The organism is Winogradskya consettensis (genome assembly GCF_018332715.1).
In the GTDB taxonomy this organism is placed as follows: Bacteria; Actinomycetota; Actinomycetes; order Mycobacteriales; family Micromonosporaceae; genus Actinoplanes; species Actinoplanes consettensis.
This window is the reverse complement of sequence record NZ_BOQP01000071.1, coordinates 65,241-91,686: the sequence shown is the minus strand read 5'-3', so window position 1 is coordinate 91,686 and position 26,446 is coordinate 65,241. Positions and strand designations below refer to the sequence as shown.

Genomic DNA, 26,446 nt, shown 5'->3' with positions numbered 1-26,446 from the left:
AGCAGGCACGGGAGCAACCACCCGTCCCTGGGCTGGCCCAGCGCCGCAGCCCGTCGGTGAACCGGCACGAGAAGCCGCCACCTGGCAATGAGCTGGCCCAAGCCGTGGGCTCCGTCGTCCCTATGGACAGCTGCACCGTGCCCCGGACGGAGCGCTCTAAAAAGCGCCGCCCAGGTCCGGGCGCGGACTCGTTCGGGTGCCGGAAGTGAGTCGGCTTATGGCTGGTGGGTGGTGTGATCTGGCCCGCAGTCGTTATCTGGAAGGGGCCGGTCGTGGATGGCGATCCGCCTGGGTTGGCCTTGCGGGCGACCGTCGGGTTCAGCAGGTGCTCGCGGACCTCGGGATGGGTACGCGGTTGTGGGGGTCACTGTCTGTTGGGGCAGGGGTGGGATTTTGTGGATGAAGTTCAGTGTTTGACGTGTAGGTCCAGCTAGTGGGGGACATCGCATCGACGGATGTGGGTCACCCGAACGGGTGGCGTTGGGCGACGAGGGTCTGTCGAATTTCGCTGAGTGGGCGGGGTTTCCCAGTGGACGGGCACATGTGTCATGCAGGCTTCGGTGTCGGTGCGTACTCGTTCGATGACCTTCGTTGTCTGGGGGGTGGGGCGTCGTGGTGGGTTCAAGGGCTTTGAGCTGCGTCTATGCGAGGTCTGAACCGGTTCATCCGGGTGATTCAGTTAACATTATTTCCTGTAAGGATCTGGTTTAGGCGTGCGTCAATAGTTCCTTTCCGCCCTGCCAGGGCAGAACGTTCCAGTTTCGAGGTAGCCAGTACTCTCGATGTCATGGAAGCCCACCACGACCTGCGTAAATTCATCACTGAATTGCCCGTCGCGCAGCGTTGTGTCGTGCTTTCATCGGGTCGTGATGCTGACTGTGACACCGCCTCGCACCGGGTGACGGTGTGGGACAAGGACGTTCCGGCGACCGGGCGGGCGCCGGGTGGAGACCGTACTGATCGTGAAATCGAAATGTGGGGCTGCTCACTCCAGGGGCGGGGATCGAGCAGCTCGACGGCGATGGGCAGCGACCAGACGGCGCCTGAGGCGTTGCAGGAGGCAGAGACCGAAGTCGGTGTAGCCGGAATGGTGGATCGGGATGCGGGCGCTGCCGTGCGGGGTGCCGGACAGACGTGCCGATCGGCCTACCGTTCGATCGACTTCGGCCTTACGGCCTGAAAGTCAGCCGGTTCGTTCCTGCGCACATGCAGGAGAATCGATGCAGTTGGTGGAAGGATGGAGATCGTGGGAACTGCGTTGGCGGAAATGACAATGCCTCAGATCTCGCCGCTGGCCGGCGAGCCTATTGAACGTGCGGATGCGGAGCGACTGGCCGGGGTGCTCAAGGCACTCGCGGATCCTGCTCGGCTTCGACTGCTGAGCCTTATTCAGTCCGCAACGGACGGCGAGGCGTGCGTTTGCGACCTCACCGCACCGTTGGGTCTGTCGCAGCCGACCGTGAGCCACCACCTCCGGATCTTGACGGAGGCCGGCCTGCTCGAGCGCGAAAAGCGTGGAGTGTGGGCCTACTACCGGCTGGTGCCGTCCGCGATCGCAACCATCGCGGATCTGCTCACCCCGCCGCGTAAGCGAGCCACCAAAAAGGCTCGCTGAGACTCGCGCGGGTCTCCCAAGGACCCGCGCGGGCCAGGATTTGCACGGAACGGAACGGAAAGGCACGAGCCCGCTCACCGCATCTGGGCGGGTCAGGTCGGAGCACACGCGACGGACGGGGTCGCGCGGCGCCGGCCACAGGCCTCGACGCGGGGCCAGGTCTGAAGGAAGTGGCCGGTCCATGGTGGGACCGGGCGCGATCGGAGACCGGGTCCGGCAACGAGACCGGGTCTCGGCTTCCGGCAAGAGGCGAATTGGCCTCAGCGCGGGAAGCAGGTCCAGCCCGAGCAAGAGCGAAAGCACGGGCGCAAGTCCAGCCTGAGCAGGAGCAAGAGCAAGGGTCAGGACGAGACTGGTACGGGTTGGGCAACGCTCACGCGGCTGGCGGGCCGCGCGGAGCAGCCCCGCTCGGAATGGCTGGAACCGCTCCCTAGCGGGCGGGTAGTGGCCTGGCGTCACGCATGGGAAGTTCGGTGACGCCAGGCGGGAACCCCTCCTCCATGTGGATCCACCCCCAGGACCCCGAGGAGTTGACGGGTGAATTACGTGCCCGGTGATCTGCGCGATCAGCTCGCGCATGTGGGCTACGACGTCGTCCAGGCCGGTCTGGCCTGTGGCGCGGGTGGCAACCTTTCCGCTCGTATCGCCTGCGAGGACGTCAGCGAGGACGTCTGCGAGGACGTCTGCGAGGACGTCAGCGCGGAAGTCGCCTACGTCGGCGACGGCGACGGTATTACTGAGGATGGCGACGGCGGCGCTTGCTGGGTGACGGGTCGCGGTAGCTGGCTCGAGAGGCTGAGCCGCAGCACCTTCACCGCTGTACGCATCTTTGACGGTTCGCCGGCCACGCTCCGGAAAGTGACCCCGCCGCGGCTCCAACCGAGTGGCGAGCTGGCTCTGCATCTGGCGTTGTACCGGACCCGGCCCGACGTTCAGGCGATTGTGCACGTGCACGCGCCGATCACGCTGCTGCTGGACGCCCTGGGCGAACGTATCCGGTTGATGACCACCGATCATGCCGACCATCTGCGGCGGATCGTGACCGTGCCGTTCCGGCAGCCCGGCGGCACCGAAGTCGCGGCTATGGCGGCGGCTATGGCGGCGGACGGCACCAACTGCCTGGTGCTCAGTCAGCACGGTTTTGTGGTGCTGGCCGACAGTGTGGAACTGGCTCACAAACGGGCGCGCAGCCTCGAGGAAGCGGCCCGGCTCACCTATCAGGCGTTGACCGTCGGGCGGCTCGGCAGTGTTCGCGAGGTGTCCGAGGAATTCCTGGACCGGCTCGCGGAGAAAACGCCGATAGCGGTCTGAGAAGCGTTCGGGAAAAACCTCGGCGGGCCACCCGTGGGTGTGAAAAGGGTGACCACTTATGCACAAAGAAGGGCGCAGGGAGCCGTTCTGAGCCGCCAGGCTCTTGGCTCGCTGCGCCCGGCCTCGACGGGAGTTGCGGTCTGCACCACCCGCCGGGCTACGACATGAAGATTTTGATTTCAGGCTGAGTGGCGCGGCCGATGATTGCGCGGCTCATCCTCATCCTGCTGACCGTACGGCCGCGGCTCGCCATTCTGCTGCTGCGGATCCTGCTGCGGGTAGCGACCGTAGCTGTCCGGCCCATAACCGCTCTGATCGCGTTCTTGCTGACCGTAGTCCTGCTGACCCTGGCCCTGCTGGCCATAGCCCTGCGAACCCTGATCCTGTGGACCGTAACCCTGCTGCTGCCCATACCCAGGCTGCGGTTGACCCTGCTGCCCATACCCAGGCTGCGCGTCATACCCCTGCTGCCCATACCCCGACTGCGCGTCATACCCCGACTGCGCGTCATACCCCGGCTGCGCGTGGCCCGGCTGCGCGTCATACCCCGGCTGCGCGTGGCCCGGCTGCGCGTCATAACCGGGCTGCGCGTGGCCCGGCTGGCTGAACCCCTGGTCGCCATAACCCTGCTGCCCGAATCCCTGGCGGGACTCCGGCTGGTTGAAGTCCTGCCGCCCCTGCCCCGCACCGCCGTGGTGGTCGGTGAACTCCTCGGCCAGGCCGGCGACGGTGGCCGCGGCGACAACGCCGATTGCGGCGGCGGGAGTTGCCTCGTCGGCCGGCACACCCTCGGCGGCGGCGCGCTTCTTGGCCTTACGTTCGCGAAGCATCTCGATGAGGATCGGGAGGATCGAGATGAGGACGATGATGAAGACGACCGGCAGGATGTAGTGGTCGATCTTGTCGCCGATGGCGTCGTAGATCTGCTGGGCGAGCAGGTAACCGATCAGGATGACGCCGTCGCACCAGAGGATGGCGCCGACGACGTTCCAGATGAAGAACTGGCGGGCGGGCATGCCCAGGGTGCCGGCGACCGGGTTGAGGAACGTCCGGACGATCGGGATGAAGCGGGCCAGCACGACTGCCTTGGCGGGGCCGAATTTCTCGAAGTAGTACTCGGCCTTTTCGACGTATTCGCGCTTGAAGAGCTTGCTGTCCTTCTTCTCGAACATGCGCTTGCCGTATTTGGCACCGAGCAGATGCCCGAGCTGGGCGCCGATGATGGCGCAGAGCGGCGCGCCGATCAGCAGGCCGATCAGGCTGATCTGGATGTCGCCGCCGAAGATCGCGCTCGCGACCGGCGACGCGGCCACACCTGCCAGGAACAGCAGGGAGTCTCCGGGGAAGAAGAACCCGACGAGCAGGCCCGTTTCCGCGAAGAGAATCGCCCAGACGCCGATCAACCCGAAGGTCTGCAAGAGATCCTTCGGGTCCATCGGGTTGAACGCGAGCTGTTCGGTCAGCGCATGAAGCTCCACGGGAGGAAGGGTACCGGTCCTTCCCCAAGCGGCAGCTGTATGAATGCTGTGGATTACAACCGTGGGTCGACCGGCTCCGACTCCGCGGCGAGGATGGCGAAGACCAGCTCATGCACCTTCCAGAGCGGCGCCTGCTCGGCGACCCGGTCGAGGGCGGCGAGGCCCAGACCGTGTTCGCGAAGGGCCAGCCCTCGTTTGCGGCCCAGGTTCCGGGCGCGCAGACGTTCGAGCTGTTCGGGACGGGTGTATTCGGGTCCGTAGATGATCCGCAGGTATTCCCGGCCACGGCATTTGACGCCCGGCTGGATCAGCCGCCCGCGGGTGTCGGTCGCGCCGAGACCCGCCCACGGCTTGACGACCATCCCCTCGCCGCCCGCTCCGGTCAGCTCGAGCCACCAGTCGGTGGCCGCCCGTTCGGATTCGGGGTCGCTCAGGTCGATCACCATCCGGCGGGTGGGCGTGAACAGTGCCGGGTCGGCGGCGACCAGTTTGTCAGCGATGTCCAGGTGCCAGCCGTGGTCCTTGTCACTGTGGCTGACGCCCTGGGCAGCGAGAACGGCGAACGGCGCGAGCGTCACCCCGTCCAGGCCGGCGGTGGGCCGCACATACGCCCGATAGGCAGCGGAATACCCCGCGACCTCCTCGGCCCGCAGCTCCATCCGCTGCCGCAATGCCGTGACGTCCAGTCCGCGCGCCGCCACCCGGTCCAGCACCGCCAGCGCAGCCGGCAACGCCGCGCGTCCGGCCGCGCCGACCCCGGCGTACCGCTCGCGGATCAGCCCACCGGCCTTCGCCGACCACGGCAGCAGCTCGGTGTCGAACAGCAACCAGCCGTCGTCGAGCACTCCCGCCTCGATCGCGGCGGCCCGGACCCGGGTGAGCAGGGCCGCGTTGCGCTCGGCGTCGAAGAAGGGCCGGCCGGTACGCGTCCAGATCGCATCCCCCGACCCCTCCCGCGAGATCCGCACAACGGCACGCGACCCCATGTGCTTCTCCTCGCACACCACGGTGCCGGCGCCCGCCGACCGCATGTCCGCGAACGCCGTCGACGGGTGCTCGAGATACCCCTCGACCGTCGCCGTCGAGCACGGTGCCATCGTCGGCGGCAGCCAGATCAGGGTCTCGGGCGCGAGCGCGAACCTGCTCATGACCTCCAGGGCCGCGGCGGCGTTCTCCGCGGGGATGGTGGTGCGGCCGTAGCCGTAGTCGAGGTGCCGGCGGCCGGTCACGTCCTGCAGGTCGAGTCCTGTATCCGGGCGCGCCACAACCAACGGCCTGGCCGGTTCGTAGTACTCCCGCGCGGCCGGCACGGAGACCAGCTCACGAGAAGGCCAGCGCAGCGCCGTCAGTTTCCCGCCGAAGACACACCCCGTGTCGAGGCAGATCGTGTTGTTGATCCACTCCGGCGTAGGTGTCGGCGTGTGGCCGTAGACGACCGCCGCCGAGCCCCGGTAGTCGCGCGCCCACGGGTAGCGCACCGGGAGCCCGTACTCGTCGGTCTCGCCGGTGGTCTCGCCGTAGAGCGCGAACGATCGCACCCGCCCGGACGCCCGTCCCTGGTATTCCTCCTTGAGTCCCGCGTGCGCGACCACGAGCTTGCCGCCGTCGAGCACGTAATGGCTGACCAGCCCCTCGATGAATGTCCGGACCTCCTGGACGAACTCCGGCGGCTCCTGCTCGAGCTGCGCGAGCGTCTCCGGCAGCCCATGGGTGAGCTGCACCTGACGGCCGTTGAGCTTGCGGGCCAGCTTCTGCTCATGATTTCCGGGTACGCAGATCGCGCTCCCGGCACCCACCATGGCCATGACACGCCGCAGCACCCCGGGGGAGTCCGGGCCGCGGTCCACCAGGTCACCGACGAAGACGGCCGTACGCCCCTCGGGATGTACGCCCTCCGCGGGGTACCCGAGCTTCTCGAGCAGCAGATCGAGCTCAGCGCGGCAGCCGTGCACGTCGCCGATGATGTCGAACGGCCCGGTGAGCTCACGCCGGTCGTTGTAGAGCTTCTCGTAGCGGATCGTGGCCCCGGCGATCTCTTCGGCGCCCCGCAGCATGTGCACCTTGCGGAATCCCTCGCGGGCGAGCTGCCCGAGCGAGCGGCGCAGGTCGCGGTGCATGCGGGTGAGGACCTGCTTGCCGAACGTACGGTCGGGGCGGCTCTGCGTACGCTCCCACGCCACCGACTCCGACACGTCGAGCACCACGGCGACGGGCAGCACGTCGTGTTCGCGGGCGACCTTGACCAGGCCGGCGCGGGCGTGCGACTGCAGGTTCGTGGCGTCGACGACGGTGAGCCGACCGGCCTTGAGCCGCTTGGCGGCGACGTAGTGCAGCACGTCGAACGCGTCGGCGGAGGAGGACTGGTCGTTCTCGTCGTCGGCGATCAGGCCCCGGAAGTAGTCCGAGGAGAGCACCTGGGTCGGGGCGAAGTTGGCGCGGGCGAAGGTGGATTTGCCGGATCCGGAGATGCCGACGAGGGCCACGAGGGCGAGCTCGGGGATGTCGATCTCGGTCACGACTCGTCCTTCCTGGGCAGCGTGAAGATGGCCATCTGGGTGGACCCGCCGACCGATTTGTCCACATTGCCCACGAAGCTCAGTGCGGCGTTGTAGCCGTAAGTCGTACAAATCCGATCTGTCCAAGCGGCGAAGGATGAACGCCCCCACTCGAAGCGATGGTCACTGTGCCGCATCCCGCTCAACCCCTCGTACAGCACGTTGTACTCAGCATTGGGAGTGGTCACGACAACAGTCGTAGGCCGCGCATGACCGAAGACCGAAGCTTCCAGCGCGGGCAGTCGAGCCGGGTCCAGATGCTCGATGACCTCCATCAGCACCGCCGCGTCGAACCCCTTCAGGCGATCATCGCGATATGTCAGCGCCGACTGCCACAACGTCACCCGCCCCGCCTGCCGCGAAGGAACGTTGTCCAGATGCAGCCGCTTGTGAGCCAGGTCGAGCGCCTTTGACGACACGTCGGTCCCGACGATCTCCGTGTAGCGCATGTCCTTGATCAGGCCGGCGAGCAGCGCCCCGCCGCCGCACCCGAGATCGAGCACCCGACTGGCGCCCGAGGAGGCCAGCGCCGCGAGCACTGCGTCCCGCCGCAAATCCGCGAGCGAGGGATCGCGGGGTTTCATAACCACCGGGGGCAGATCAGGCGAAAGCCTCTCCAGCGCGGTAAGCGCGAAGGCCCGCCGATGCGCCAGATACCGCCGAGCGATCAGCTCCTTCAAGGGATGCGCGGCAAGCCACCCCTCACCCGACCGCAGCAGCTTGTCGATCTCGTCCGGCGCCACCCAGTAGTGCTTCGCGTCGTCCAGCACCGGCAGCAGCACGTAAAGTTGGTTGAGCGCGTCGGCAAGCCGCAGCGTCCCGGTGAGATTGAGATCCACATACGCGCTGTCCCCGGCGAGCGGATGCCCCTCCGGCACATCGTCGAGCGGAATCGCCCGCGCGGTGACCGTCCACCCCAGCGGCTCGAAGAGCGCAACCGGATCACCCTTGCACCGCAGCACCGGCACATGGATCTCCAGCGGGATCGGCGTAGCGGCCAGCGAAGGCCGGTCCTTCGACTCGCCGCGCAGCGCACTGCGGAAGACCTTGGCGAGCGCGCTGGCCAGCAGGCTCGACGCGGCGTACGGCCGATCGTTGACAAATTGCCCGAGCGTGAACGAATCCGGCGACGCCTGCTGCTTACGACCGCCCCCGAGGCGCTGAGGATCGACGTCGAGCAGGAGGGCGACGGTGCACCTGTCCTCGGTCGCCTCCGGGTAGAGGACATGCGCCGTGCCGGTGGGCACGTCGAAGGCATGCGTCCGGTCCGGATGCTTGACCAGCAGGTAACCGAGGTCGGTCGCCGGCCGGTGGGTGGTTGTCACGGTGAGCAGCACGCGCTGATGATCCCAGCGGCCAGGAATGTGAGCGAATGATTTGCGCGCCACCGCAATGATCCGGGGGTCCGATCCCGTCGTAGGAGCGGAGGTGCCCGTGACCTACGAGGAGTTCGCCGACAGCCGGCTGAGCGCGTTGCTGCGCTACGCCACCATGCTGACCGGTGATCCGCACAGCGCCGAGGATCTCGTCCAGGAGACGATGGTCAAGGTCCAGCTGAACTGGAAACGCGTCCAGCGCAGCGACTCGCCCGACGGCTACGTGCGCAGGATGCTCACCAACCAGTTCATCGAGCTGCGCCGCGGTTCCTGGTGGCGCCGTGTCCTGCTGCGGGCCGAGCCCGATCCGAGCGTCCCGGTCCCCTCCGACCACGCCGACCGGTCCGCCGAGCGAGACCGGGTCTGGAGCATGCTCTCCGGTCTCCCGCGTCGCCAGCGTGCGGCCCTGGTGCTGCGTTACTACGAGGACCTTCCCGACCAGGAGATCGCCGACGTGCTCGGCTGCGCGGTCGGGACGGTCCGCTCGTCCATCTCGCGGGCGCTCGCCACGCTCCGCACCGAGCTGGTGGAGGCCAGATGAGCAGGATCGAGGAGGAGCTCCGGGCAACCTTCGAGCGGCACGAGGATCAGACGCCGGCCACCGGCCCGGTGCGGGACAAGATCAATATCGCGTGGGTACGAGCAAAGCGCCGTCGACTGCTCCTGCGAACAACCGGGGCGGCCGCCGCGGTGGTGATCGCGGGCGCCGCCCTGCCCATCGTCTTCCAGCAGTGGCAGCAGAGCGCGCAACAACCAACGAACGTCACGGTGCTCAGCAGCATCGGGCCGTCCGAGCCCGCGGTGGCAGGTCCGCTCGACGTCCTGGTGATCGGTAGCGAGAACCGTCTGACTGCGGCATCGGGGGATCCGCATGCAGACACGGTGGCGATGATCCACATCTCGGCCGATCGTTCCCGGGCCTACGTGGTGGGCCTGCCCCGCGCTGAAGGTTCGCTGCGCAACAGCGTGGCCCGCGGTGGCCCGGAGATGACCACGGGCATCGTCTCCGCGTTCACCGGCGTGGACTTCACCGCCACGGCGACCGTCGACTACCGGGCGTTCCGCGCGATCACGGACGCGGTGAACGGCATCGAGGTGTGCCGGTCGAAGCAGTGCGAACAACTCGACGCCGACACCGTGACGCCGGTGCTGCGAACCGATCCCGAGCGGGTGCTGCAGGCACTCGCCACCCGGGTGATCACCGACGGCACGGTCACCGACCCCGGCCGGATCGCCGAGCTGGTCCGGGCGGGCGGCAACGGCGTCACCATGGACGGCGACACCCGGACGTTGCTCGGGGCCGCGGCCACCCTGGCCGACGCCAAGATAGTCGCAGTCAGCGCCCCGAAGGACCCCGAGGATCTCTACGCGGCGATCCGCTCCGACGGGCTCGCCGAGTGGGTGCTGGCCAACCCCGGCCACGTGCTGAGATAACCAGCAGCGCGCCGACCGCGACCAGCAGGCCGCCGGGCCACACCGCGGGACCCGTGATCGGCAGCCCGGCAGGGACGGTCAACCGCAGCGTCGCCCTGGCGCTCGACAACGTGCCGACCCAGGCGCCGGTCGACGCGGTGCCCGTCCCACCCGCGAACCTCCGGCCCGCGGTGACGGTGAACGCGAAGCTGACCGCCTCGCCGGGAGCGACCGTGCCCTCGCTCGTCCAGCAGGTGAACGAGCCGGTGGTGCCGTATTCCGCCAGGCACCGCCGGTCCCCGGTGACGGCTTTTACTCCCTTGGGAAGCTTGATCCGGGTCATCAGCCAGTTGTTGTCGAAGAGACTGCGTAGCGTGCCCGGGCCGTCGTTACGCACCCTCACCCGGACCATCGCCTTCTTACCGGGCCGGATCGTCACCGCGGGAGCCGTCACCACCAGCTTCGGCGGGTGCTTGCCGGCGACCGTCAGCACGACTCCGGCGTACTGATCGGAATTGACGTCGACCTGCGGCAGAGCTGCCGCCGCAACCGACGGCACGAGGGTGATCGGATCGCCGGTCCCCGGTCTGCCGGGCAGCCCGTCGAACATCGCCTGCCAGTCCTCCCACGCCGCCGTGGTGAGCCACTGCATCATCAACTCGGCCCGGCTCCCCTGCGCGGAGTCCGCCGGCGGTCGCAACTCGATCGGCTCCGACAGCGCATAGGACCTGCCGGGCACCAGCTCCCGGTCGAATACGCAGTAGACCTGTTCCTCGTAGTAACAATTGCTCGCGTCCGTAGCTATCAGCTCGCGCGGCATCTGCAGGGCCAGAACCGTGCCCGTCACGGTGACTCTGCCGGCGTTGCGAACCCCAGGGCTGATCCTCGCCGTACGCCCCGGAGCTGCGGACACCCGCAGGTCCCACGTCGAAGCCAGGTCCACTGTCTCCCCGATGCGGACCAGGGAAGTGCTGACCGTCGTGGGCCCGTCGTCCACCCGCGCGGTGACCTTGACGGTGCCGGAGTCGCCCGCGACAGCCGTGTCCGACGACGTCACCTCGAAGAAACCGAGTTCGAAGACGAAACCCGCCGATGGGCGTACGCCGGAACGGGCGCACCTGAGGACGGAGCCCTCGAGAGCACAGGGCGACGGTCCGGAAGCGACGATGATGTCGTCCGCGTACCCGCCGAACGTGAGCGTGACCAGGTCATCCACATCGCTCATGTCGATCGTGTAGCTGATCCGGTGTGCCCGGACGGGATCGTCGTGCTCGGCCAGCACGCCGGCGAGGTTGGTCGTGACGTCCTCGGTGCCGGGCGCGATCGTGATCGGACCGAGCAAGGTCTTCATCCGAGGCAGGGCTGGCGCGGCCGACGCCGGGCCGGCGGACAGTGGGCCGGCGATCCCGCTCACGGCCACCACCAGCAGCACGAACACCATCCGGTACAGGCGCATGTCCGGAGCGTAAGTGCACTATCGATCTAGCACTTGGGTAACGGGGCGATTACCGTGACGATCCAGCCCTGCGGGATACTTTCTAACCGGAGGACAGCCCGGTCCCGTCCCGAAGATCAAGGAGCGCTCCCGATGCCCATCGCTTCCCCTGAGGTCTATGCCGAGATGCTCGACCGCGCCAAGTCAGGCGCGTTCGCGTATCCAGCGATCAACGTAACGTCCTCGCAGACCCTCAACGCGGCCCTGCAGGGGTTCACCGAAGCGGGCAGCGACGGCATCGTCCAGATCTCCACGGGCGGCGCGGAGTACGCCTCCGGCCCGACCGTGAAGAACATGATCACCGGTGCGGTGGCCCTGGCCGAGTTCGCCACCGAGGTCGCCAAGAACTACCCGATCAACATCGCGCTGCACACCGACCATTGCCCGAAGAACAAGCTCGACGGGTACGTCCGCCCGCTGCTCGCGATCAGCAAGGAGCGCGTCGGCAAGGGGCTCGCCCCGCTGTTCCAGTCGCACATGTGGGACGGCTCGGCCGTGCCGGTCGACGAGAACCTGCAGATCGCCGAGGAGCTGCTGGCCCAGGCCGCGGCCGCGCACATCATCCTCGAGATCGAGGTCGGTGTGGTCGGTGGCGAGGAGGACGGCGTCTCGGCCGACATCGACGACAAGCTCTACTCGACCGTCGAGGACGGGCTCGCCACCGCCGCCGCGCTGGGCTTGGGCGAGAAGGGCCGCTACATGACGGCCCTGACCTTCGGCAACGTGCACGGCGTCTACAAGCCGGGCAACGTCCAGCTGCGTCCCGAGATCCTCAAGGAGATCCAGGACGCTGTCGGCGCCAAGTACGGCAAGGAGAAGCCGTTCGACCTCGTCTTCCACGGTGGCTCGGGCTCGCTGCTCTCCGAGATCCAGGGCGCCCTGGACTTCGGCGTGGTCAAGATGAACATCGACACCGACACGCAGTACGCCTTCACGCGCCCGGTCGTCGATCATGTGATGAAGAACTACGACGGCGTCCTGAAGATCGACGGCGAGGTCGGCAACAAGAAGGCGTACGACCCCCGGGCCTGGGGCAAGCTGGCCGAGAACGGCCTCGCGCAGCGCGTCGTCGAGGCCTGCGAGCACCTGCGCTCGACGGGCACGAGCCTCTCGAAGTGACTCTGCGGTAACGACACGACAGCGGCCGGTTCCCATCGATGGGGATCGGCCGCTGTTCCGTTGCAGGATCACACTACGCAATGGGTACGATCATCGTCTTCTGTTCCCCGGAGGCGGTGATCTTGCTCGGCATCGAGGGTTACGATCCCGAATGGCAGCACGACGCCGTGGCCCTCGCCGCAGTCCACAGAGCACGGTTCTCGCGGCTCATCGGCAAGAAGATGGTCTCCGGCTGGCTCATGTGGGACCTCGCGGCGCGCGGCTGGTTCGCCGACGGCCCGGTGATCCTCGGCTTCGGTGAGACGAACGTCGAGATAACGCACCGCAAGTTCGACGAGTGCTCCATCTCCTGGGACCAGGTCGACATGAGCGCCCCCGTCGACTGGTACGGCACCGGCATCGAGCTCGACTGGCGCGCCGACCCGCACCCCGCCCTGCGCAAGGTCCGCGGCAAGGCCCTGCGCGAGGTCAACATCATCGAACGCACCACCAACGCGCAATGGCGCCCCCGGATCCTGCACGCCGTCGAATTCCTCTTCGACCGCGGCCGCCTCGCGATCTACAACGCCATGGACGAGAACGGCATCGCCGACATCCCCGAACGCGACCTCCCCATCAACAGCTGGCGCCGCGTCCACGTGGCCTAAGACCCGCCGCCACCCCCGCCGTCCCCGCCGCCCGACGAACCGCCGCCCGACGATCCGCCGCCGTAGTCCGGGGACGGCGAGCCGCCGTACCAGCCCGGTGTCGGATTGTCAGTCCCCATCGACGGCGGCAATGACCGGGACGGCGGCAGGTGGACCGGGCGGTCGCGCACGGCCAGCCACACCGCCACAGCGACCGCCACCAGGAAACCCGCGCCGAAAAGAATCGTCCCCATGCCGACAGTGTGCGACGACCGCGCTACCCGGTTACGCCTCGAGCGCCGCCATCGCCTCGTCGATCGAGTCGGTCACCACGATCAGGTCCGACTGGTCGCCGTGCGGGGAACGGGCCAGCAGCGGCTTGAGCAGGTCCACCACGGGCAGCTTCGCCCAGTGCGCCACACCCAGGAAGACGAACGCGCCCGAGGGCCCGTCGGTCCGGTAGAAGGTCTTCGTCGCTGCCTGGAAAACCTCCTGCACCGTGCCCGCCCACCCCGGCGCGAACACGATGCCGCCCCGGGCCAGCCTCAGGATCGAGTCCTCGCGTACGGCGTTGGAGAAGTACTTGCCGATCTGACCCGCGAACAGGTTGGCCGGCTCGTGCCCGTACAGCCAGGTCGGCAACGCCAGACCGCCATGCGTGAGCTGCGCGACCACATCGCGTGAGTCCGTGGTCGGCGGTGGGAATTCCGCGCGCACCGCGAGCGCCGCCGCCGTGAACGGGTCATGGTCCATGAAGGCCGGTGCGGGCGCGAGCAGATCGATCGCACGATCCAGCTCGGCCTTGGCCCGGGTCGCGAAATACGCACCGAGGTTCGCCGCTTCCATCACCCCGGGCCCGCCGCCGGTCACGATCAGACGTCCGGCCGCGGCCAGCCGATGGGCAAGATCAGCAGCCATCCGGTACGCGTCGGAGCCCCGCGATTCCGCGTGCCCGCCCATGATCCCGACCGCCCCGCGCGGCCCGTGCGCCTCGAACCAGGCTGCCAGCGCCTTGCCGAGCGCGTTGTCGATCCCGGCGTCGTGCAGCCGTTGCGCGATCGCCTCCCGCAGGTCCGGGGCGGCACCGCCGTGCTCGAGGTAGTGCTGGTAGACGCGGGTGTCGTACATGCCCGCGAAGCCGTCCTGGGCGAACCCGAACGACAGGTCCTCCGGCGTGTAGAGATGCGCCGGATGGGTCGGGAACGGCCGCGCGTCGAACGGCGGGATCAGATGCGCGCCGCGCCGGATGAGATCGATCTCCACCTCGGCGTTCGCCAGCTCGCAGCCGACGAAGAACGTGCCGGTGACGTCGACGCCCGTAAAGTCGGGCGGGTCCTGGTCCAGCCGTAGCCCCAGGACGATCAGGTCGGCGAGCGAACGTTTGGCCAGATGGACCTCGAACTCGGCCCGTGACTCGACCTCGAACTCGGTGGCATCAAAAGGTTGCTGAGGATCCCCGAACATCCCCGTAGGGTAGCCATCGTGCGAAATGCGTCGGGATCGCTGTACGGGCTGGCCTACGGGGACTCACTCGGCAAGCCGACCGAGTTCCAGAACTACGCGACCATCGTCGCCAGGTATGGCCCGGGCGGCCCCCGGGAGCTGTCGGGGGATCCGGCGCTCGTCACCGACGACACCCAGATGGCGCTGGCGGTCGGCGAGGCCATGCTCGCGGGCCCGGTGCTGCCCGACGTCTTCGCGGAGAATCTGCGCCAGGGCTTCCTCGCCTGGGCCATCAGCCCCGACAACAACCGCGCACCCGGCATGACCTGCCTGCGCGCGTGCGGCGAGCTGTCCGACGGCAAGCCGTGGCAGCTCGCGTCGCAGATCAACTCGAAGGGGTGCGGCGCGAACATGCGCGTCACCCCGCTGGGCCTGGACCCGGGGCTGACCGAGGACCAGCTGGCCGGAGGTGCGCAGTTGCAGGCGGGGCTCACGCATGGGCATCCGACCGGCTTGGCGGCGAGTGAGTTGACTGCTCTGGGCGTACGGTGGCTGGCCGATGGTCTTGATCCTCAGGATCTTCTTGCCCGGCTGCGTGCGCGTTGTGCCGCCGAGCGCACCAACTACCGCGGCGATTGGCTCGGCGACCTGTGGCAGCGGTCCACGGCCGGCGGCCCTGCGGAGTTCATCGCGCTCGGCTGGGACGAAACGGATGCCGCCCTGGCCCGGGTGGAGACGGCACTGCGCCGCGGTGACTTCGCCGGCGACCCGTGCCTGGCCACCGGCGCGGGCTGGATCGCCGAGGAGGCGCTGGCCACCGCGCTGTACTGCTACCTGATCTCGCCCGACGAGCCGATCGCCGTCCTCGGCCGGGGCGCCGCATCCTCCGGCGATTCCGACTCGATTGCCTGCCTGGCGGGTGCCTTCGCGGGTGCCGCACTCGGCATGGACGCCTGGCCGGAGCCGTGGTCGGCACGGATCGAATACACCGACCGGCTGCACAAACTGGGCTCGGAGTGGGATAACAGCGGACCCTCAGGAATGTAGGGGCCCGGTCCGGGTTGAATAGGAACATGCAGAATCTCCTTCCCGAACCCCCGGCCACCCGCCTGCCCGCCGACGAGGCCGCCGACGGTGCACTCGTCGAGGCGGCGAAGACCGGCACCGACGAGGCATACAAGGAGGTGGCGGCCCGCTTCCCGGCGTTCAGCGGCGGATGGGCGGCGCTCGCCGAGAACGCCCTCGCCGAGAAGCAGCCGGTGACGGCATACGCGTACGCCCGCACCGGCTACCACCGCGGCCTCGACGCCCTGCGCCGCAACGGCTGGAAGGGCCACGGTCCGGTGCCGTGGTCGCACGTGCCCAACCAGGGCTTCCTGCGCGCGCTGCACGCCCTGTCCCAGGCCGCCGCCCAGATCGGCGAGTCCGACGAGGCGGCCCGCTGCGCCCAGTTCCTCCGCGACAGCGACCCGGCCGCGGCCGACGCCCTGTCCTGACCGCTTTCCCGGCCGGTCCCCCGTGGCCGGCCCGCCGGTCCTGAACGGCGAGAAGGCCAGGCCGTTTTCGGCCTGGCCTTCTTCTCCCTGCGTGCGACTGCCCGGAGCGGTCAGAACCCCTCGGCGCGACCGCTGCGTGTGATCAGAATTCCTCGCAATCGCTGCGTGCGATCAGAGCCCTTCGGCGACCGCGGCCGCGATCTTGAGCCAGGAGTCGCGCGTGTTGGTGGAGAGCTGCCCGTACCGCAGCGGCTCACCCGAGTCGATCAACTTCTCGTAGGGCGCGAGCAACACCGCCCGGGTCCGCGCCGCGAAGTGCCGCTGGATCGCGGGCAGGTCGATGTCCTTACGCGTCGACGGGATCGACACGACGGTCACCGCCTGCCGCACCAGCCGCTGCCGCCCACTCTGCTCCAGGTGGTCCAGCATCCGCGCCGCGGTCTCCGCCGAGTCGTTACGCGCCGACATGGTGATCACGAGCTGGTCGGTGGCATCCATAGCCGCCTGCCAGTTCTGCGCTCGCACGTTGTTACCGGTGTCCACGAAAATCAGCTTGTAGAACCGGCTGACGATCTCCCGGATCTCCGCGAACGTGGTCGCCGTGAGCATCTCACCCGCCGTCGCGGACTCGTCGGACGCGAGCACGTCGAACATGCCCTCACCCTGCGCCCGCACATACTGCGACAGATCACCGACGCGCCCGTGCGATCCCCGGAACAGATGCAGATCCCGCATCATGTCGCGGACCGTACGAGCATGGAAGTCCTGCTGCGCCCGCATCCCCAGCGTGCCCTGGGTCTCGTTGTTGTCCCAGGCCAGCACGTACCCACCGCGCTTCTGCCCGAACGTCATGGCGAGCAGCAGCACCGCGACGGTCTTACCGGCGCCGCCCTTCGGGTTGACCACGGTCACCTGCCGCAGCCCACCGAAGTTCCGCCGGACCATCTCGACGTCCTGCTTGTATTCCTGCTCCCGCTTACCGGGCGCGAGCCGCACCAGACCCATCGTGGTCTTCTGCAACATCGCCCGCGGCCCCATGGTCGCGGTCGGATCAACCGGCTTCGCCAACCGTCGCCGTGCGAACTCCTCCGCCGTCGGCGTCCCATCCGAAACCCAGGGCAGCTGCTGGTACGGGTCGACGGGCGGCGTGCTCGGCTGCTGATGATCCTGCGGACGCGGCCCGACAGCCCGCGGGTCCACCTGCGGCGGGTAGGGCCCGGGCGGTGCCGGCGGCTGCTGCGGCCCGTTCTGCGGCCACTGCTGGTACGGCCCTGGCTGCTGCGGATAGGCCTGCTGCGGCCCTGGCTGTTGTGGCCCTGCTTGTTGCGGACCCGGCTGTTGTGGCCCTGGCTGTTGTGACCCTGTTTGTGGCCCAGTCTGGTGCGGACCGGGATGCTGCGGGTGCGGCTGAGGCGGCATCTGCTGCGGGCCGGACTGTTGCGGTCCAGGCTGCGGCGGCATCGGCCCGGGCTGTCCCGCAATTCCCTCGGTACGCCCATCCTGCGCAACCGGCGCCGCCCGGTAAACAGCCCCCGAGTCGTTCGGCTCCGCAACGGGACGCCCCTCGGCCCCGGCCTGCGGCGTCGCAGTCGGGTGGTACGTCGGCCCGCCATTCTCCTGAACAGTGGCACTTGCCCCGGACCGGGACGGGTCAGCACTCGGCGGCACCGGCACAGCAGCCTCTTCCACCACCGGCGCGGTAGCCCGCTGCGGCGGCTGCGACCAGGGCGTGGCCCCGGACCCGTGCCCCTGCCCGCCGTCCTCGTCCTCTTCTCCGGCATCACTCGCCGGGTTCAGCCCGGGCGGCGGATTGTTCCCACCCCGGAAAAGCCGAGAATCCGGCGCAGCCGAAACCGAAGCAGCCGGACTCGCCCACGGCCTCCCGGCACCACCCTGCGAAGCGCCTTCCTGCGGCGTCACATCCTGCCCACCCGGCGCCCCACCATCCCCCGGAGCCCCACCGCTCGCGGCCGCACTCGCACCGCTCCCGGTCACACCCCCACCGCTCTGGCCCGCACTCATGCCATTCGCAGTCACGCCACCATTCACGGACGCACCACCGCCACCAACCACGGGCGCAGTCACGCCCCCGACCACGGAGGCAGCACCGCCCCCAACCACGGGCGCAGTTACGCCACCAACCACGGGCGCAGGCGCGCCACCAACTACGGGCGCAGGCGCGCCATCAACTACGGGCGCAGCACCGCCACCGTGCATCGGCGCAGCACCGCCACCGACCACGGGCGCACCGCCATGAACAGGCGCACCCCCATGAACGGGGGCACCGCCCTGAACTGGCGAACCACCGTGAACAGGCGCACCACCATGCACAGCGCCACCACCAAAAACGGGAGCACCGCCATGGACAGGCGGCCCACCATGCATCGGCGCAGCGCCGTCAGCCCCGGTGCCATCCGTGCCGAACACCGGCCCAGGAGCCGGAGCGCCAAAACTCGGCCCGGGCTGCTGCCCATAAGCAGGGCCCGGCGGCTGCGCGTAGGGGTCCGACGGCTGTGCCCCGCGGTCCATGGGCCGATACACGCCGGAATCGCCCGTTCCCGGAAGGGGCGGGCGTGCCTGCGTCGGGTCCTGCTGCGCCGGCCGGCCGCCGTGGGGCGCGACCGGGGCGCTCAGCTCCTCAGGCGGCCAGAACGGTTCGACGTCCCGGTCGGGTGGCGAGCCGTTGGTACCCGGGACGTAGACGCGTTCGGCGTTCTCGTCCTCCACGGATGCGACCTCCCCGTAAAACAGTTTTCGAACCTACGTGCCAGTACCAACCAGCGTCGCACAAACGGTCATGCTGCGTACACCGCCCATGCCCCGGGCTCGGTCCACCAGGAGCGTTTGCGGGTAGTGCTTCCTGCCACACCGTCGTCCAGGAACTGGAGTTCGCCGTCGCGGGGGAGCACCGAGACGGCTCTGCCGCGGGCGCGACGCACCTCGATGCGTACCCGTGGCTTCTTGAACCGTTCTTTGACCACGACCGGGACCGCAACGGCGACCTCGACCCGGCCGTCGGTGGGATCGCCGTCAGCGAGTAGTTGGATGCCGTCGAACTCCGCATATGCCCCGCCGTTGCCGATCGCACACGCGATGACGTGATCGCTGCCGTCGGAGAGCACCGCGTCGTCGACCTCGACCCGTCCCCGCCACGGCACCGCACGCCCGGCTTCGTCGACGCCACCCACCAGCGCGCCGTCCACTGTGACCGAGCCGCCATCGTTGCGCAGCAGGTCAAGGCGGCGAACCGTGCCGTTGAGCACCGCGGCCGCGACCTTTGCCGGGTCGCGGGGCAGCCCGAGCTGGGCGGCCAGGTCGCCGGTGTTGGCCGGGTCGAGGGGCAGGATCGCGATCGGCGGCAGGTCGGGAACCGTACGATTCGCGGCCAGATCGGCGGGCCGCTTACTGGGCGGCGGCGCATATCTCCGGACGAGCCGGCGCACGACCGCCCTCAATTGCCCATCGGTCGCGACCGCCACAACCAGCCGAATCTTGCTGTCCGGGTCGGGCCAGACCAATCCGTCGGTACGCGCCGGAGCATCGAACCGCGCGATAACCGCATCGATCTCCGCGTCGGACCCGGCCACCACGGTCTCGACCCGCGCCCCAGCCTCGGTGAACGCCTCAGCACACCGCAACACCGGCACCCGAGGAGCCGCGCACGACGCACACCGCTCCCCCTCACTGTGCTCATGCCCACACCCAGCCGAAGCGCCGCCGCCAGCCGCGCCGCCGCCAGCAGCACCGCCGTTTCCAGCCGCCGAGGCCGCCGCCGCGTCGCCGCCAGAGTTTTCCGGGACGCCACAGGCTCCGCACGCACCGCCGCAGCCACCCGCGCCGGCGCCCCCACCCTCGGCGAGGCTCAGCAGGATCACGTCGTACATGTCAGGCCGCGCTCAGGACCGAGTGACGCTCGATGACCTCTTCGCGACCGGGGCCGACGCCGACGACCGAGATGCGGGCGCCGATGCGGGCCTCGACGTACTCGACGAAGCGCTGAGCGTTCTCGGGCAGCTCGTCGAAGCTGCGGCAGCCGCTGATGTCCTTCTTCCAGCCGGGCAGCGTCTCGTAGACCGGGACGGCGTGGTGGAAGTCGGTCTGGCTCACCGGCATCTCGTCGTGGCGCACGCCGTTGACCTCGTAGGCGACGCAGACCGGGATCTCGTCGAGCCCGTCGTAGTTGTCGAGCTTGGTCAGGACGAAGTCGGTGACGCCGTTGATGCGCTGCGCGTAGCGGCCCATCACCAGGTCGAGCCAGCCGATGCGGCGGGGCCGCCCGGTGGTGGTGCCGTATTCGTGACCGACCTCACGGATGTAGTCGCCGATCTCGTCGTGCAGCTCGGTCGGGAACGGGCCTTCGCCCACCCGACTGGTGAACGCCTTGAGGACCGCCACGACCCGGTCGACCCGGGTCGGCGGGATGCCGGAGCCGGTGCAGGCGCCGCCGGAGGTCGCGTTGGAGCTGGTCACGAACGGGTAGGTGCCGTGATCGACGTCGAGCAGGGTCGCCTGGCCGGCCTCGCAGAGCACGACCTTGCCCTCGTCGAGGGCCTGGGACAGCTCGAGCGCGGTGTCGCCGACCATCGGGCGCAGCCGCTCGGTGTAGGAGAGGAGCTCCTGGATGACCTCTTCGGCCTTGATCGCGTTCCGGTTGTAGATCTTCGACAGCACCTGGTTCTTGAACGACAGGGCCGCCTCGACCTTCTGCCGCAGGATCGACTCGTCGAAGAGGTCCTGGATGCGTACGCCGAGCCTGTTCATCTTGTCGGCGTAGGTCGGGCCGATGCCACGGCCGGTGGTGCCGATCCGCCGGGCGCCGAGGAACCGCTCGCTGACCTTGTCGAGGGAGCGGTTGTAGGACGCGATGACGTGCGCGTTGGCGCTGATCCGCAGGCGGGAGGTGTCGATGCCGCGGGCCTCGAGACCGTCGAGCTCCTGGAAGAGCACGGCGAGGTCGACCACGACGCCGTTGCCGATCACGGGGGTCACGCCGGGGGTGAGGATGCCGCTGGGCAGCAGGTGCAGGGCGTACTTCTCACCCTTGATCACCACGGTGTGGCCGGCGTTGTTGCCGCCGTTGAACTTGACCACGTAGTCCAGCCGGTCGCCCAGCAGGTCCGTCGCCTTGCCCTTGCCCTCGTCGCCCCATTGGGCGCCGACCAAAACGATCACCGGCACTTCTGACGCCTTCCGTTGAAACACGTCGTACACGGAGAGGCCCGGGTACTGCCGAAGTTTACGCGACTCCCCAGCTCACCGCCTCCGGGTTGTCCACAGGTCGGACCAGTTATCCACAGGCCGCCCTACTTATCCACAGGGTGTCATCCGGTTGTCGCACCGCGTGCACTGTGGACCATGTGGACGACCTCGAAGGTGATCACCGGCGGCCCGTAGGATCGGCGGCGTGCGCGTACTTCTGATCGGATCCGGTGGCCGCGAGCACGCTCTCGCGGTCGGCCTCGCTGCCGACCCCTCGGTGGAGCAACTCATCGCGGCTCCCGGCAACCCCGGCATCGCCGCGGTCGCAACGCTGCGTGATGTCAACGCTACCGATCCTGCGGCGGTCGCCGCCCTGGCCGTCGAGGTCGGTGCCGACCTGGTGGTGATCGGGCCCGAGGCGCCCCTGGTCGCGGGTGTCGCCGACGCCGTGCGCGCCAAGGGCATCGCCTGCTTCGGCCCCAGCGCCGCCGCGGCCCAGCTGGAGGGCTCCAAGGCATTCGCCAAGGGCGTCATGGCCGCCGCCGGCGTGCCGACCGGCAGATCCTTCGCGTGCACGACGGCCGAGGAGGCCGACGCCGCCCTGACCGAGTTCGGCGCGCCCTACGTCGTGAAGAACGACGGGCTCGCGGCCGGCAAGGGTGTGGTGGTCACCGACTCGCTCGCCGTGGCGAAGCAGCACGCCGACGAGTGCGGCCAGGTCGTCATCGAGGAGTTCCTGGACGGCCCCGAGGTCTCGCTCTTCGTGGTGACCGATGGCACTGCCGCGGTGCCGCTCATGCCCGCGCAGGACTTCAAACGGGCGCTCGACAACGACGAGGGCCCCAACACCGGCGGCATGGGTGCCTACGCGCCGCTGCCGTGGGCGCCTGCCGACCTGGTCGAGCGGGTGATGGCCGAGACGGTCGAGCCGACGCTGGCCGAGATGCGCAAGCGCGGCACCCCGTTCGCGGGCCTGCTCTACGTCGGGCTGGCGCTGACGAAGTCCGGCCCCAAGGTCATCGAGTTCAACGCCCGCTTCGGCGACCCGGAGACCCAGGTCGTGCTCGCCATGCTGGCCTCGCCGCTCGGCGAGCTGCTGCACGCGGCAGCCATGGGCACGTTGGCCGACTTCCCGCCGCTGCGCTGGCGTGACGGCTCAGCGGTCACGATCGTGGTCGCCAGCCACAACTACCCCGGAACCCCTCGCACGGGTGACGTCATCGAGGGTGGCGAGCTCGACGGTGTGATCCACGCCGGCACCGTCCGCCGCGACGACGGCGCCCTGGTCTCCGCCGGTGGCCGGGTGCTCAGCGCCACCGCGACCGGCTCGGACCTGGCGGCGGCCCGCGCGGCCGCATACGAGCTGGTCGGCCGCATCACCCTCGACGGCTCACACCACCGCTCGGACATCGCTCTCGCCGCGGTCGAGGGGCGCATCGCGCTGTAACGGGAGACGCCGGCCTTCCCCGAGGGGAAAGCCGGCGTAACCGGATCAGTTCTTCGGGATGTCGAAGAGCTTCGCGACCTGCGCGGCAAGGCCCAGGTCACCCTTCGCCTTGATCTTGCCGGTCATGAACATCATCATCGGGTTGCCATCGCCCGAGACGACCTTCAGGAACGTCAGCGGGTCCATGGTCATCGCCAGCTTGGGCTCGCGCACCGGCTGGTTGGTCACCGTGCAGGCACCGTTCTCGATCACCGTCTCGTAGGTGTCGGAGGTGCCGCCGGCGCCGCCCGTGATGATCCAGTGGATGACGGCCTGGGTGCTGCCGGCCCGGTCGGCGCGGAAGAGCGTGGGCATCCGGCCGAATACCTCGTCCAGGATCTTGCCGCGGGTGTCGGAGGACATCACCTCGGCGAGCTTGGCGTCCGGCGTGGACTTCACCAGCTGCGAGAACTCCTTGGGGCCGATCGTCGCGAGAGCTTCGGGGCTGAAATCAGTCATCGGTGGACCTTTCGGGATGAGCGCCAGACCTACTCACGAGTAACCCTAGCGAGAACCTCGTCGTCCTGCAGTCTCTCAACCCCCAAGCAAGTGTTGGACAGTGAGCCCCGCCTCGCCCTACACTCCCCAACATGTCTTTGGGAGAAGAGCCCGGGCATCGTCAGGCGCGGCTGCGGGCGATGTCCCATCCGGTTCGGTTGCGGATGATGTCCCTGCTCACCGGTGCCGGGATGACCGCCGCCGAGCTCGCCCGGGAGCTCGGCCTGACCCATGCGAACGCCAGCTACCACCTGCGCAACCTGCACGCCGTCGGGCTGATCGTCCAGGAGGGCGAGGAGCGGATCCGGGGTGGCGTGGCCAAGCGCTACCGGTACGTGTCGTCGGCCCGCGATCACGAGCGTCCCGCAGAGGGCTTCGATCCCGGCTGGGCAGAGACCCAGCGCGGCCTGTTCTCCGCCGTCGCCGACGAGCTGATCCGGCGCACGAACGAGGGCGACTGGACGGTCGGCGCCTCCATGACCGATGCCGAGCTGTGGGTCGACCCGGATCTCTACAGAAGCATCCGCGACCGCCTCGCCCAACTGAGTCGTGAGCTCCACTCGGCGGCGCAGGCCCCGCGCACCCCCGGCACCGTCCGGACCAGCACCACCTTCGCCATGTTCCGGATGGAGGAGTCGTGAGCATGCTCGGCCCGCTGCGCCACGTCCCGTTCCGGTTCCTGGTCGCGGGTCGCACGATCAACGCCCTGGGCAACGCCATCGCCCCGGTCGCGCTGGCGTTCGCGGTGCTCGACCTCACCGGCTCCGCGACCGACCTCGGCCTGGTCGTCGGTGCGCGGATGCTCGCCAACGTGCTCTTCCTGTTGTTCGGCGGGGCGCTCGCTGATCGCGTACCGAAAAACCTGCTGATGGTGGGCTCGAGCATCGCGGCAGCGGTCACCCAGGCTGCCGTGGCAGCCATGATTCTTTCCGGTACGGCCACAGTGCCGTTCCTGATCGTCCTGTCCTCGATCAACGGGATGGTCGCCGCGCTGGCCCTGCCCGCCTCGTCGGCGATCCTGCCCCAGCTCCTCCCGGCCGACCTGCGCCAGCAGGCGAACGCCATCAGCCGGCTTTCGTTCAACGGCGCCATGATCATGGGTGCCCCGGTCGGCGGCATCATCGTGGCCGCCATCAGCCCCGGCTGGGGCATCGCCATCGACGCGGTGGCCTTCCTCTGCTCCGCCGCCTGTTTCGCCCTGCTGCGGATCCCACCCGCTCCCGCCGTCCCGGCCGAGCGGGCCGGCATCGTCGCCGAGTTGCGAACCGGGTGGACCGAGTTCCGGTCGAGAACGTGGCTGTGGGTGGTGGTCGCGGCGTTCTCCGTGATCAACGCGTGTATCAGCGGCGGCATCAACGTGCTCGGGCCGCTGGTCGCGGACGAGACGGTCGGCCGCAGGGCCTGGGGCTTCGTGCTGGCCGCGCAGACCCTCGGGATGCTGCTCGGCGCGCTGATCGCTATGCGTCTGCGGGTCCGCCGGCTGCTCTTCGTCGGCGTGCTCTGCACCGCGTTCGAGGTGCTGCCGGTCCTGACCCTCGGGGTGGCGCCGCACCTCGGCCTGCTGATGGCGGCGACGTTCCTGGCCGGCCTCACCATCGAGGAGTTCGGCATCGCGTGGGAGACCACCATGCAGGAGCACGTGCCGGCGGACAAGCTCGCACGCGTCTACTCGTACGACATGGTCGGCTCCTACCTCGCCATCCCCGTCGGTCAGGTCGCCACCGGGCCGATCGCGGAGGCCATAGGGGTGCGGCCGACGTTGATCGGCGCCGCGGGGCTGATCGCCCTCGCCGTCGTGGCCATGACCGCCAGCAGTGACGTACGCAACTTGCGCCATGAGTTGTCCACAGGGTCACCGACGGAGGAAAAGGCACCCGCGCGGCCCATGGGAGAATCGACCCCGTGAGCATCCCGAACGTCCTCGCCAGCCGCTATGCCTCCGCCGACCTCGTCGACCTGTGGTCGCCCGAGGAGAAGATCCGGATGGAGCGCCGGCTGTGGCTCGCGGTCCTGCGCGCCCAGCGCGATCTCGGCATCGCCCTGCCCGACGGCGTGGTCGAGGCCTACGAGCGGGTCGTGGACGACGTCGACCTGGCGAGCATCGCGGCGCGCGAGCGGGTCACCCGCCACGACGTCAAGGCGCGGATCGAGGAGTTCAGCGCGCTCGCGGGTCACGAGCACATCCACAAGGGCATGACCTCTCGCGATCTCACCGAGAACGTCGAGCAGCTGCAGATCCGCGCGTCGCTCGAGCTGATCCGGGGTCGCATCGTGACGACCCTGGCCCGGCTGACCGAGCGGGCCGTCGAATACAGCGACCTGGTGCTGACCGGCCGTTCGCACAACGTCGCGGCCCAGGCCACAACGCTGGGCAAGCGGTTCGCGAGCGCTGCCGAGGAGCTGCTCATCGCCTATGACCGCCTCGACGACCTGATCCGCCGCTACCCGCTGCGTGGCATCAAGGGCCCGGTCGGCACGGCCGCCGACCAGCTCGACCTGCTCGACGGCGACGCCGGCAAGCTCGCCGAGCTCGAGCGCAAGGTCTCCGACCACCTCGGCTTCGAGCGCGTCCTGACCAGCGTCGGCCAGGTCTACCCGCGCTCGCTCGACTTCGACGTGGTCTCCGCGCTGGCCCAGGTCACCGCGGCCCCGTCCTCGCTGGCCACCACGATCCGTCTGATGGTCGGTCAGGAGCTGGTGACCGAGGGCTTCAAGGCGGGCCAGGTCGGTTCGTCGGCGATGCCCCACAAGATGAACACCCGCTCCTCGGAGCGCGTCAACGGCCTTGCCGTGATCGTCCGCGGCTACCTCTCCATGGTGGGTGAGCTGGCCGGCGACCAGTGGAACGAGGGTGACGTCTCCTGCTCCGTGGTCCGCCGGGTGGCCCTGCCCGACGCCTTCTTCGCCACCGACGGCCTCTTCCAGACGTTCCTCACCGTCCTGGACGAATTCGGCGCATACCCGGCGGTGATCGCCCGCGAGCTCGACCGGTTCCTGCCCTTCCTCGCGACCACGAAGATCCTGGTCGCCGCGGTCCGCAAGGGTGTCGGCCGCGAGGTCGCGCACGAGGTCATCAAGGAGCACGCGGTCGGCGTGGCCCTGGCCATGCGCGAGAAGGGCATCGCCGACAACGACCTGTTCGACCGGCTCGCCGCCGACTCCCGCCTGGGTCTCAGCCGTGCCGAGATCGATACCCTGGTCGCTGATCGCGCGGCGTTTGTCGGCGCCGCCCCCTCCCAGGTGCAGGCCGTGGCCGACCGGGTCGCCGAAATCGTGGCCGCGCATCCCGAGGCTGCCAAGTATTCCCCGGCCCCCATTCTCTAGATATCGACGCAC

At 68.9% G+C, this 26,446-nt stretch carries 23 protein-coding genes and 1 pseudogene; 13 read left to right on the top strand and 11 right to left on the bottom strand.

What is annotated here, in order from left to right; all coding sequences use genetic code 11:
* Positions 1-787: 787 nt before the first annotated feature.
* The 3 genes from Aco04nite_RS46845 (at position 788) to Aco04nite_RS46835 (ending at position 2,926) form a co-directional block, all read left to right on the top strand.
* The gene (locus Aco04nite_RS46845; protein WP_213003629.1) at positions 788-1,180 is read left to right on the top strand and encodes a hypothetical protein; all 393 of its coding nucleotides are present in this window, start codon (positions 788-790) and stop codon (positions 1,178-1,180) included.
* A 57-nt stretch (positions 1,181-1,237) separates the two neighbouring features.
* Positions 1,238-1,615 carry an ArsR/SmtB family transcription factor gene (locus Aco04nite_RS46840; RefSeq protein WP_092549981.1) on the top strand — a complete coding sequence of 126 codons (378 nt, stop codon included), beginning with the start codon at positions 1,238-1,240 and terminating at the stop codon, positions 1,613-1,615.
* Between the two features lie 537 nt (positions 1,616-2,152).
* Positions 2,153-2,926: a class II aldolase/adducin family protein gene (locus Aco04nite_RS46835; protein ID WP_213003628.1), complete on the top strand. Its 774-nt coding sequence runs from the start codon at positions 2,153-2,155 to the stop codon at positions 2,924-2,926.
* 179 nt (positions 2,927-3,105) lie between these two features.
* Here the strand turns inward: Aco04nite_RS46835 and Aco04nite_RS49440 are convergent, their stop codons facing one another.
* The 3 genes from Aco04nite_RS49440 to Aco04nite_RS46820 form a co-directional block, all read right to left on the bottom strand.
* On the bottom strand, positions 3,106-4,362 hold the full coding sequence (locus Aco04nite_RS49440) for a DedA family protein (protein ID WP_244876808.1): 1,257 nt from the start codon (positions 4,360-4,362) through the stop codon (positions 3,106-3,108).
* A 95-nt stretch (positions 4,363-4,457) separates the two neighbouring features.
* Positions 4,458-6,920: a polynucleotide kinase-phosphatase gene (locus tag Aco04nite_RS46825; protein ID WP_213003627.1), complete on the bottom strand. Its 2,463-nt coding sequence runs from the start codon at positions 6,918-6,920 to the stop codon at positions 4,458-4,460.
* The gene (locus Aco04nite_RS46820; protein ID WP_213003626.1) at positions 6,917-8,296 is read right to left on the bottom strand and encodes a 3' terminal RNA ribose 2'-O-methyltransferase Hen1; all 1,380 of its coding nucleotides are present in this window, start codon (positions 8,294-8,296) and stop codon (positions 6,917-6,919) included. Before Aco04nite_RS46820 ends, Aco04nite_RS46825 begins: the two co-directional genes overlap by 4 nt.
* A 91-nt stretch (positions 8,297-8,387) precedes the next feature.
* Here Aco04nite_RS46820 and Aco04nite_RS46815 point away from each other — a divergent pair, with 91 nt between their 5' ends.
* Both Aco04nite_RS46815 and Aco04nite_RS46810 read left to right on the top strand, forming a co-directional pair.
* Positions 8,388-8,876, top strand: a complete 489-nt coding sequence (locus tag Aco04nite_RS46815) for a SigE family RNA polymerase sigma factor (RefSeq protein WP_438875007.1) — start codon at positions 8,388-8,390, stop codon at positions 8,874-8,876.
* The gene (locus Aco04nite_RS46810) at positions 8,873-9,769 is read left to right on the top strand and encodes an LCP family protein (RefSeq protein WP_213003625.1); all 897 of its coding nucleotides are present in this window, start codon (positions 8,873-8,875) and stop codon (positions 9,767-9,769) included. Before Aco04nite_RS46815 ends, Aco04nite_RS46810 begins: the two co-directional genes overlap by 4 nt.
* On the opposite strand, the gene Aco04nite_RS46805 is transcribed toward Aco04nite_RS46810, so the two are convergent.
* Complete coding sequence (locus tag Aco04nite_RS46805) at positions 9,672-11,204, bottom strand: COG1361 family protein (RefSeq protein ID WP_213003624.1); 1,533 nt, start codon at positions 11,202-11,204, stop codon at positions 9,672-9,674. The two genes, Aco04nite_RS46810 and Aco04nite_RS46805, sit on opposite strands and share 98 nt — an antisense overlap.
* A gap of 132 nt (positions 11,205-11,336) precedes the next feature.
* On the opposite strand from Aco04nite_RS46805, the gene fbaA reads away from it, so the two are divergent.
* A complete protein-coding gene (fbaA, locus tag Aco04nite_RS46800; protein ID WP_203837165.1) occupies positions 11,337-12,362 on the top strand; it encodes a class II fructose-bisphosphate aldolase in 1,026 nt (341 codons plus the stop codon).
* A gap of 80 nt (positions 12,363-12,442) precedes the next feature.
* The gene (locus Aco04nite_RS46795) at positions 12,443-13,009 is read left to right on the top strand and encodes a hypothetical protein (RefSeq protein ID WP_244876807.1); all 567 of its coding nucleotides are present in this window, start codon (positions 12,443-12,445) and stop codon (positions 13,007-13,009) included.
* On the opposite strand, the gene Aco04nite_RS46790 is transcribed toward Aco04nite_RS46795, so the two are convergent.
* Together Aco04nite_RS46790 and Aco04nite_RS46785 are read right to left on the bottom strand one after the other, a co-directional pair.
* Positions 13,006-13,242: a hypothetical protein gene (locus tag Aco04nite_RS46790; RefSeq protein ID WP_213003623.1), complete on the bottom strand. Its 237-nt coding sequence runs from the start codon at positions 13,240-13,242 to the stop codon at positions 13,006-13,008. The genes Aco04nite_RS46795 and Aco04nite_RS46790 overlap by 4 nt on opposite strands.
* 31 nt (positions 13,243-13,273) lie before the next feature.
* Positions 13,274-14,452 (bottom strand): LOG family protein, encoded by a 1,179-nt coding sequence (locus Aco04nite_RS46785; protein WP_213003622.1) that lies wholly within the window; start codon positions 14,450-14,452, stop codon positions 13,274-13,276.
* 18 nt (positions 14,453-14,470) lie between these two features.
* Here Aco04nite_RS46785 and Aco04nite_RS46780 point away from each other — a divergent pair, with 18 nt between their 5' ends.
* Entirely contained in the window at positions 14,471-15,478 is a 1,008-nt protein-coding gene (locus Aco04nite_RS46780; protein WP_213003621.1) for an ADP-ribosylglycohydrolase family protein, read from the top strand.
* A gap of 26 nt (positions 15,479-15,504) precedes the next feature.
* Positions 15,505-15,927: a DUF3151 domain-containing protein gene (locus Aco04nite_RS46775; RefSeq protein ID WP_203837161.1), complete on the top strand. Its 423-nt coding sequence runs from the start codon at positions 15,505-15,507 to the stop codon at positions 15,925-15,927.
* Between the two features lie 171 nt (positions 15,928-16,098).
* Here the strand turns inward: Aco04nite_RS46775 and Aco04nite_RS46770 are convergent.
* The 4 genes and pseudogenes from Aco04nite_RS46770 to Aco04nite_RS46760 all read right to left on the bottom strand — a co-directional run.
* Positions 16,099-17,376, bottom strand: a pseudogene (locus tag Aco04nite_RS46770) (MinD/ParA family ATP-binding protein); the annotation flags it as partial.
* 740 nt (positions 17,377-18,116) lie between these two features.
* Complete coding sequence (locus tag Aco04nite_RS49435) at positions 18,117-18,341, bottom strand: hypothetical protein (protein ID WP_244876806.1); 225 nt, start codon at positions 18,339-18,341, stop codon at positions 18,117-18,119.
* A 381-nt stretch (positions 18,342-18,722) separates the two neighbouring features.
* Entirely contained in the window at positions 18,723-19,811 is a 1,089-nt protein-coding gene (locus tag Aco04nite_RS46765) for a diacylglycerol kinase family protein (RefSeq protein WP_244876805.1), read from the bottom strand.
* A gap of 1 nt (position 19,812) precedes the next feature.
* A complete protein-coding gene (locus Aco04nite_RS46760; protein WP_203837158.1) occupies positions 19,813-21,105 on the bottom strand; it encodes an adenylosuccinate synthase in 1,293 nt (430 codons plus the stop codon).
* 226 nt (positions 21,106-21,331) lie between these two features.
* On the opposite strand from Aco04nite_RS46760, the gene purD reads away from it, so the two are divergent.
* The gene (purD, locus tag Aco04nite_RS46755) at positions 21,332-22,573 is read left to right on the top strand and encodes a phosphoribosylamine--glycine ligase (RefSeq protein ID WP_213003618.1); all 1,242 of its coding nucleotides are present in this window, start codon (positions 21,332-21,334) and stop codon (positions 22,571-22,573) included.
* A 45-nt stretch (positions 22,574-22,618) separates the two neighbouring features.
* Here purD and Aco04nite_RS46750 read toward each other — a convergent pair whose 3' ends face one another.
* Positions 22,619-23,071, bottom strand: a complete 453-nt coding sequence (locus Aco04nite_RS46750; protein WP_203837156.1) for an SCP2 sterol-binding domain-containing protein — start codon at positions 23,069-23,071, stop codon at positions 22,619-22,621.
* Between the two features lie 131 nt (positions 23,072-23,202).
* Between Aco04nite_RS46750 and Aco04nite_RS46745 the strand changes: the two genes are divergently transcribed.
* From Aco04nite_RS46745 to purB, 3 genes are read left to right on the top strand one after another with little or no spacing between them, the layout of a single operon-like run.
* Entirely contained in the window at positions 23,203-23,751 is a 549-nt protein-coding gene (locus Aco04nite_RS46745) for an ArsR/SmtB family transcription factor (RefSeq protein WP_244876804.1), read from the top strand.
* A 2-nt stretch (positions 23,752-23,753) separates the two neighbouring features.
* Positions 23,754-25,016, top strand: coding sequence for an MFS transporter (locus Aco04nite_RS46740; RefSeq protein WP_244876810.1), 1,263 nt, complete (start codon positions 23,754-23,756; stop codon positions 25,014-25,016).
* Positions 25,013-26,434 (top strand): adenylosuccinate lyase, encoded by a 1,422-nt coding sequence (gene purB / locus Aco04nite_RS46735; protein WP_213003616.1) that lies wholly within the window; start codon positions 25,013-25,015, stop codon positions 26,432-26,434. The genes Aco04nite_RS46740 and purB overlap by 4 nt, the downstream gene beginning before the upstream one ends.
* Positions 26,435-26,446 lie beyond the last annotated feature (12 nt).